Below are 7,980 nucleotides of genomic sequence, written 5' to 3'. Positions count from 1 at the left end.
TGGCGGAACGGACGGGACTCGAACCCGCGACCCCCTGCGTGACAGGCAGGTATTCTAACCAACTGAACTACCGCTCCGCAGCGGGTAGATAATGGTGCCGGCACCAAGAGTCGAACTCGGGACCTACTGATTACAAGTCAGTTGCTCTACCAACTGAGCTATACCGGCACTGAAAATCTAGGATTTTGACATTTTGAAATGGTCGGAGTGGAGGGATTCGAACCCCCGACCCTCTGGTCCCAAACCAGATGCGCTACCAAGCTGCGCTACACTCCGAACTATACCTTAAATGGCTCCCTGAGCTGGACTCGAACCAGCGACCAATAGATTAACAGTCTACTGCTCTACCAACTGAGCTATCAGGGATCATCAGTCGTACTTTCAGGCTTAGTTGGCTCCCTGAGCTGGACTCGAACCAGCGACCAATAGATTAACAGTCTACTGCTCTACCAACTGAGCTATCAGGGATCAGCCTTGAAAGTGCGGCGTATCTTAATTAGGTAGTTGGTTATCGTCAAGGGCTTTTTATTCAATTTTATAAAAGAGTTAGGGGGGTGTTTATCGCTTGATCAGAACCGCTGATATTTTTGCTGATTTAGAGCAGGTTATTCGCTTTTTTCTTCTTTAATTCCCCTACCTGTACCTCGGTACAATAGTTTTTGTGTTTGCCCCCTTATATAAAGGGTGTAATCGCCCAAAGAATATCCAAAGGAATATATTGATATGAGTATTGTAGGTACAGTTTCACAGTTGGTAGGTCGTGCTGTTGCAATCAAGGCTGATGGCTCAGAGCGAATTCTAACGCTTGGTGATCAGGTCTTTGCTGATGAAATGGTTCGCGTTTCGCCTGACTCCTCTATCGAAATCTCCATGGAAGGTGGTGAGCCCGTTCGACTTGATGCCGGTCAAAGTTGGTTGGTTAGCAATGAGACTTTCAACGAAGCGGAAGATTTTGATCTGACTGAAGCAGTGGCTGACATTGAGTCCATTCAGGAAGCCATCTTGGCGGGTGTTGACCCGACTGAGGTAGCTGAAGCAACTGCTGCTGGTGAAACTGCAGCGGGTGGTGAAGGGAATGAAGGTTCTTCAACTGTAAACGTTCTGCGTACAGGCGAAGAGGTTGATCCTACTGCTGGTCATGAAACTGTTGGTTTTGACGGTACTCCTGAGGAACTAATTCAAGAGGAAGGACTGGGAGTCGATTCTGCTGCGGTGAGTATCTCTGGGCCAGATACCGTCGCTGAGGGCGCAGTGGCGACGTACTCAGTTACTCTTAGCCGTGAGAGTGGTGAAGATGTAACAGTAAGTGTTATCACAGGTCATATCACAACAGACAATGGCGATATTGTTCCTGTTGTTGAAGATGTTGTTATCCCGGCGGGTGAAACCAGTGCTGATTTCGATGTAGTTGCTTTGGACGACTACTTTGCTGATTCAGGTGAGCAGTACACGGCGAGTATCACGGAAGTTACCGGTGGCGATTTTGACGATCTAACTATTGGGCAGGGCACTGTTACAACAACTGTAATTGACGATGCTAACCCAGATACACCAGATACCCCGGATGAACCTGATCAGGAAAACGTAACAATCATTTTGGCTGCTGCTGATGAGAGTGGTCAGCCGATCAGTAATGGTCAGGGCGGTTTTGTTACGGCTAATGAAGCGGCTGAGGGTGAATTTGTTTCCTATGTTGCATTGGCTTTAGATCCTGAGGGTAATGTCATTGCAGATGCTGAAGGTACAGTAGAAGTTACTTTCAATGATGGCAGTGCGACAGGTAACGAAGACTACGATGCTACTAGTCAGACTGTAACTGTAGGTGTTGCGTTTAGCACCGAGCTGCTGGATGACTACCTGGCAGATAATGGCGAGACCTTTACTGCTGATTTGGTTGAAGGCACTTATTCAAATGCAGCTGTTTACGAAAACGTTATTGTTAGCGGATCGGTAACCAGCACCATTATCGATGACTCCAACCCAGATACACCAGATACTCCAGATGAGCCTGATCAGGAAAGCGTAACAATCATTTTGGCTGCTGCTGATGAGAGTGGCCAGCCGATCAGTGATGGTCAAGGTGGCTTTGTTACAGTGAACGAAGCTGCTGAAGGCGAGTTTGCTTCCTATGTCGCTGTAGCAATTGACCCAGATGGCAACGTTATTACTGATGCTGAAGGTACGGTAGATGTAAGCTTTGCTGATGAAACTGCAACCGGTGATGAAGATTACGATGCAACTTCCCAGACAGTTACTCTGGGTGTCGCGTTCAGTACCGAACTGCTGGATGATTACATTGCTGACCACGGTGAAACCTTTACTGTAAACATCATTGATGAGACATACTCCAATGCAGATGTTTACGAGAATGTGATCACTGCTGGTACCGTTACTACAACGATTATCGATGACTCCAACCCAGATACTCCAGACACGCCAGACGAGCCAGATCAGGAGGTTGTCACTATCACTCTGGTTGCTGCGGATGAAAACGGTCAGCCAATCAGCGATGGTCAGGGTGGATTCGTTACGGCTAATGAAGGTGCAGAAGGCGAGTTCGCTTCTTATGTTGCCATTGCTTTAGATCCAGAAGGTAATGTGATTGATGATGCTGAAGGTAGCGTTGATATTACCTTTGCAGATGAAACAGCGACCGGTAATGAAGATTACGATGCGACTGCTCAAACTGTAACCCTGGGTGTTGCGTTTAGTACAGAACTGTTGGATGACTACATTGCCGACAACGGCGAAACGTTCACGGCTTCTATCGTTGCTGACAGCTACACTAACGCTGCAGATTACGAGAACGTCGAGCTGGACGGTACGGTTACCACAACTATTATCGACGACTCCAACCCAGATACACCGGATACGCCAGATGAGCCAGATCAGGATAATGTAACTATTGCCCTGGCAGCAGCTGATGAAAATGGTGCTGCTCTGACTGATGCTCAAGGCAATCTTGTACTTGCTAACGAAGTTCCAGAAGGCACAGCAGCTTCCTACGTGGCGGTAGCTCTGGACCCTGAAGGCAACATCATTGCTGATGCTGAAGGCACAGTAGGTGTGAGCTTTGCGGATGAAACAGCAACAGGTTCAGAAGACTATGTTAACGCTGGTCAGACTGTGACACTGGGTGTTGCGTTCACCACTGATACTCTGGATGACTATATTGCGGATAACGGTGAGACCTTCACTGCGAATCTGATTGATGGCACATACTCAAATGCCGCTGCATACGAAAATGTAATTGTTGATGGTACGGTAACCACGACCATTATCGATGACTCCAATCCAGATACGCCGGATACTCCGGACGAGCCTGATCAGGAAAACGTTACCCTGACACTGGTTGCAGCCGATGAAAACGGTGCACCACTGACTGACGACGAAGGCAACTTTGTCCAGGCCAATGAAGCTCCTGAAGGTACAGCAGCTTCTTACGTTGCTGTTGCAGTAGATCCAGAAGGCAACATCATCGCTGATGCAGAGGGTACCGTTGATGTAAGCTTTGCAGATGAAACTGCTACAGGCTCAGAAGACTACGTAAATGCAGGTCAGACAGTTACTCTGGGTGTGGCATTCTCTACTGATATTCTGGATGACTACATTGCAGATAACGGTGAAACTTTCACTGCGAATCTGGTCGATGGTACCTACTCTAATGCTGCTGCATACGAGAATGTGGTTGTTGATGGTACGGTAACTACCACCATTATTGATGACTCCAATCCTGATACCCCGGATACTCCTGACGAGCCGGATGAAGAGGTTGTAACAATTGCACTGGCGGCGGCTGGTGAGAACGGCGAGCCATTAGTTGATTCTGAAGGCAATCTAGTACTGGCAAATGCAGTAGAAGAAAGTAACCCTGCATCCTACGTGGCAGTTGCGATCGATCCAGATGGTAATATCATTACCGATGCTCAAGGTACTGTAAATGTAAGCTTTACAGACGAAACAGCCGAAGGTGCTGTTGACTATGTTGCGACAGCTCAGACTGTGACGCTGGGCGTGGCATTCTCCACAGATACGATTGATGATTACATCGCTGATAGTGGTGAAACATTTACTGTAAGTATCGATCAGGATAGCTACTCCAACGCAGCTGACTACGAAAATGTTGTTATTGATGGCACTGTAACTACCACTATTCTTGATGAAGGTGTACCGGGTAGCGAAGACACTATCTTTGTCAGCATCCTGGACCCAGTTGGCGAAGTAATCGAAGGCTTCTCTGGTACTTTCCCACTTGAACTGCGCGATGAAAATGGTGTTCTGGTTGAAGCGATCACCGATGTTGTTGTTGATCTAAGCTACAGCGGTACAGCAACAGATGGTTCTGACTACACAAGCGTAGCGCAGGTTGTAATTCCTGCAGGTAGCAATCGCGTCAACTTCGATATCGCAACATTGGTTGATGATATTGTAGAACCAGATGAAGTTGTTGATATTACTATCACCGGTGTTGCAGGTGGTGGCTTCGAAGCGATTGAAATTGACGCTGAGAACGATACTGCTGATCTGGTAATTATCGATGACACAGATTTACCACTACTAAGCATTAATGACATCACTGTTGATGAAGATGCCGGCCAGGCAGTCTTCACTGTAACCCTGAGCGGTAGTACACCAGCGGGTGCTGTAACAGTTGATTACATTAGTGTTGGGGGAACGGCTACTCAGGACGTCGACTATGACGGTGTGAGTGGTACTTTGACGTTCCCACTAGGAACTACAACACAAGAGATCGTTGTTCCGATCACTGACGACATGATCGATGAAGTACTTGAAAACTACACCATCGAACTTAGCAACCCTGTTAATGCTGCCATTGCGGATGGCATAGGCCTGGGTGGTATCACAGACGAGCCGACTCCAGGAGATGAAGATACTGCGTTCGTCAGCATCGTGGATAATGTTGGTGATGTAATCGAAGGCAACAACGGTATCTTCCCAGTTGAGCTACGCGATGAAGATGGCAATCTGGTTAATGCCATCACTGACGTGACAGTTGACCTGAGCTACAGCGGTACTGCTACAGATGGTTCCGACTACACTAGCGTTGCCCAGGTGATCATCCCAGCGGGTAGCAGCAGTATAAATCTAGATATTGCGACCCTGACCGATGCGATCGTAGAGCCTGATGAAATCGTTGATATCACTATCACTGGTGTTGCTGGTGGTGGCTTCGAAGCAATCGAAATCGACAGCGAGAATGATACGGCAGACCTTGTCATCATTGATGATACTGAACTGCCAAGCTTGAGCATCAATGACGTTACCGTTAACGAAGATGATGGACAGGCGGTCTTCACGGTTACGCTGAGCGGTAATACCCCTGCAGGTACTGTAACTGTTGACTACATTTCTGTTGGTGGCACAGCCATCCAAGGTACAGACTACACCGGTGTTAGCGGAAGCCTGACCTTCCCATTAGGTACAACAACACAAGAGATCGTTGTTCCAATCACTGATGACATGATCGATGAAGGTTTGGAAAACTATACCATCGAGCTAAGCAATGCGGTGAATGCAACCATCAGTGATCCAGAAGGTCTGGGCGGCATCGTAGATGAGCCAATTCCGGGCGATGAAGATACTGCGTTTGTCAGCATCGTGGATAACGTTGGAAGTGTAGTGGAAGGCAACAGCGGTAGCTTCCCGATTGAACTACGTGATGAAGATGGAAGTCTTGTTGATGCCATCACTAATGTGACAGTAAACCTTAGCTACAGTGGTACTGCTAGCAACGGTGCTGACTACAATGGTATCGCTCAGGTGACTATCCCAGCTGGTAGCTCCAGCACACTGCTGAATATTCAGACCTTGCCAGATTCAATTGTTGAAAATCTGGAAACGGTAGACATTACGATCACAAGTGTCAGCGGTGGTGGCTTCGAGGCGATCGAAGTCGATACTGCGAAAGACACTGCTGATATGAACATCATTGATAATACTGAGCTGCCTAGCCTAAGTATCAATGACGTGACTGTAAACGAGGATGCTGGTGTAGCTATCTTTACCGTGACTCTGAGCGGTAATACACCTATTGACACAGTAAGTGTGAACTATGCCTCTTCTGGTGGTACTGCGATTCAGGGTACTGACTATACCGGTGTGAGCGGCACTCTGAACTTCCCTGTAGGTACTACAACACAACAAATCTCAGTGCCAATCACTGATGATATGATCGATGAAGGGCTGGAAAATTACACTATTCTGCTGAGTAGCCCAGTTAATGCAACGATCAGTGATCCAGAAGGTCTGGGTGGTATTGTTGATGAGCCAATTCCAGGTGATGAAGATACTGCATTTGTAAGCATCGTCGATCCAGTGACCGATGTAACAGAGGGTGGTACTGGAAACTTCCCAATTGAGCTGCGTGATGAAAATGGTGCATTGGTAGACGCTATTACGCCTGTTACTGTCACTCTGAGTTATAGCGGAACAGCGACTAACGGTGACGATTATAACGGTACTGCTCAGGTAACTATTCCAGCAGGCAGTGATGGCACAACGCTGGCGATTGAAACTCTGATCGATGAAATCGTCGAAAATGTTGAAACTGTAGACATTACTATCACTAATGTAACGGGTGGTGGTTTCGAACAGATTCTGGTTGACAGTGATAATGACACTGCTGACATGAACATTATCGATGATACAGCGCCTCCATCTCTGTCGATCAATGACATCACTGTTCACGAAGATGAAGGTGTTGCGGTCTTCACTGTAGTGCTGACGGGTAATACACCAATCAATACAGTGACTGTGGACTATATCTCTCAGGGTGGCACAGCCACCGAAAATGTGGACTACGATGCAGTCAGCGGTCAGCTTTCTTTCCCAGTAGGTACAACTTCACAACAAATTGAAGTTCCAATTACAGATGACCTGCTTGCTGAAGGCCTGGAAAATTATACGATTGTTTTGAGCAATCCAGTTAACGCCACTATCAGTAAGGGTGTAGGCCTTGGTGGTATTATCGATGAGCCAGAAGCAGATGTTCTTGAAATTCAGCTTTTCGCTGTTGCAGTGGATGGTGAAGGAAATATCATTCCGGGCTCTGAAACCAATGTTAACAGCATGGCAGAGCAGAACGACGCAGGTACAGCGGACATCACGGCTCATTATGCAGTGCTGGCGGTAGACGCATCTGGCAACCCTCTGGCATCCCAGCCGGGTGGTACTGTGACTGTGAATGTGGGTTCAGTAGCCGATGGTGATGCTCTGGCAGACCATAACTCAGCAGCGGCACGCACAGCGACTGTAGGTACAGCGTTCAGCATTGACTCAATCGATGATGCTTTGGCAGACAGCGGTGAAACGTTCACGTTGAATCTGCAGGACGGTACTTGGAGCAACGATAGCGTTTACGAAGACGTTGCCTACACAGGTACGGTGACCACAACGATCACAGATGCGACTGATCCAGATAACCCACCGGAAGAACCCGACACCGGCTACACACTGCAGTTGTTTGCAGTAGAAGTTGATACGGATGGCAATATCGTTGAAGGTTCAGAAAGTGCGGCGAACAGCATGGCTGAACAGAACGATGATGAGGATGCCGATATCACAGCGCATTATGCTGTATTGGCAGTAGATGCCAGCGGTAACGTACTGGATACGCAGCCAGGTGGTACGTTGACAGTGAACGTAGGAGCTGTAAACGACGGTGATGGTCTTGCGGACCACAACTCAGCAGCGACCCGTATAGCGACAGTAGGTAGCGCGTTTAGCATTGACTCAGTAGATGATGCGCTGGCAGATACAGGTGAGACCTTCACCCTGAACCTGCAGGATGGTTCCTGGAGCAACGATGAGTTGTACGAAACAGTTGCCTACACAGGCACGGTGACCACAACGATCACAGATGCGACTGATCCAGATAACCCACCGGAAGAACCCGACACCGGCTACACACTGCAGTTGTTTGCAGTAGAAGTTGATACGGATGGCAATATCGTTGAAGGT

Annotated in this window: 1 protein-coding gene and 5 tRNA genes; 1 reads left to right on the top strand and 5 read right to left on the bottom strand. The window is 47.9% G+C overall.

Translation table 11 applies throughout. From position 1 onward, the window contains the following. From GY843_RS00445 to GY843_RS00425, 5 genes are all read right to left on the bottom strand, one after another. A tRNA-Asp gene (locus GY843_RS00445) sits at positions 1 to 77 on the bottom strand. Between the two features lie 15 nt (positions 78 to 92). Beyond that, positions 93 to 168 (bottom strand) — tRNA-Thr (locus GY843_RS00440). A 31-nt stretch (positions 169 to 199) separates the two neighbouring features. After that, positions 200 to 276, bottom strand: a tRNA-Pro gene (locus GY843_RS00435). A 14-nt stretch (positions 277 to 290) separates the two neighbouring features. Then, positions 291 to 366: transfer RNA gene (locus GY843_RS00430), tRNA-Asn, on the bottom strand. Between the two features lie 26 nt (positions 367 to 392). After that, positions 393 to 468, bottom strand: a tRNA-Asn gene (locus GY843_RS00425). 255 nt (positions 469 to 723) lie between these two features. Here GY843_RS00425 and GY843_RS00420 point away from each other — a divergent pair. Continuing rightward, positions 724 to 7,980 (top strand): retention module-containing protein (locus tag GY843_RS00420; protein ID WP_297305747.1); only part of this gene is annotated, 7,257 nt, incomplete at its 3' end.

The sequence above is a fragment of the Neptuniibacter sp. genome (genome assembly GCF_024231755.1).
In the GTDB taxonomy this organism is placed as follows: Bacteria; Pseudomonadota; Gammaproteobacteria; order Pseudomonadales; family Balneatricaceae; genus Neptuniibacter.
The sequence above is the reverse complement of the archived record's forward strand: the minus strand, read 5'-3'. Positions and strand labels throughout refer to the sequence as shown.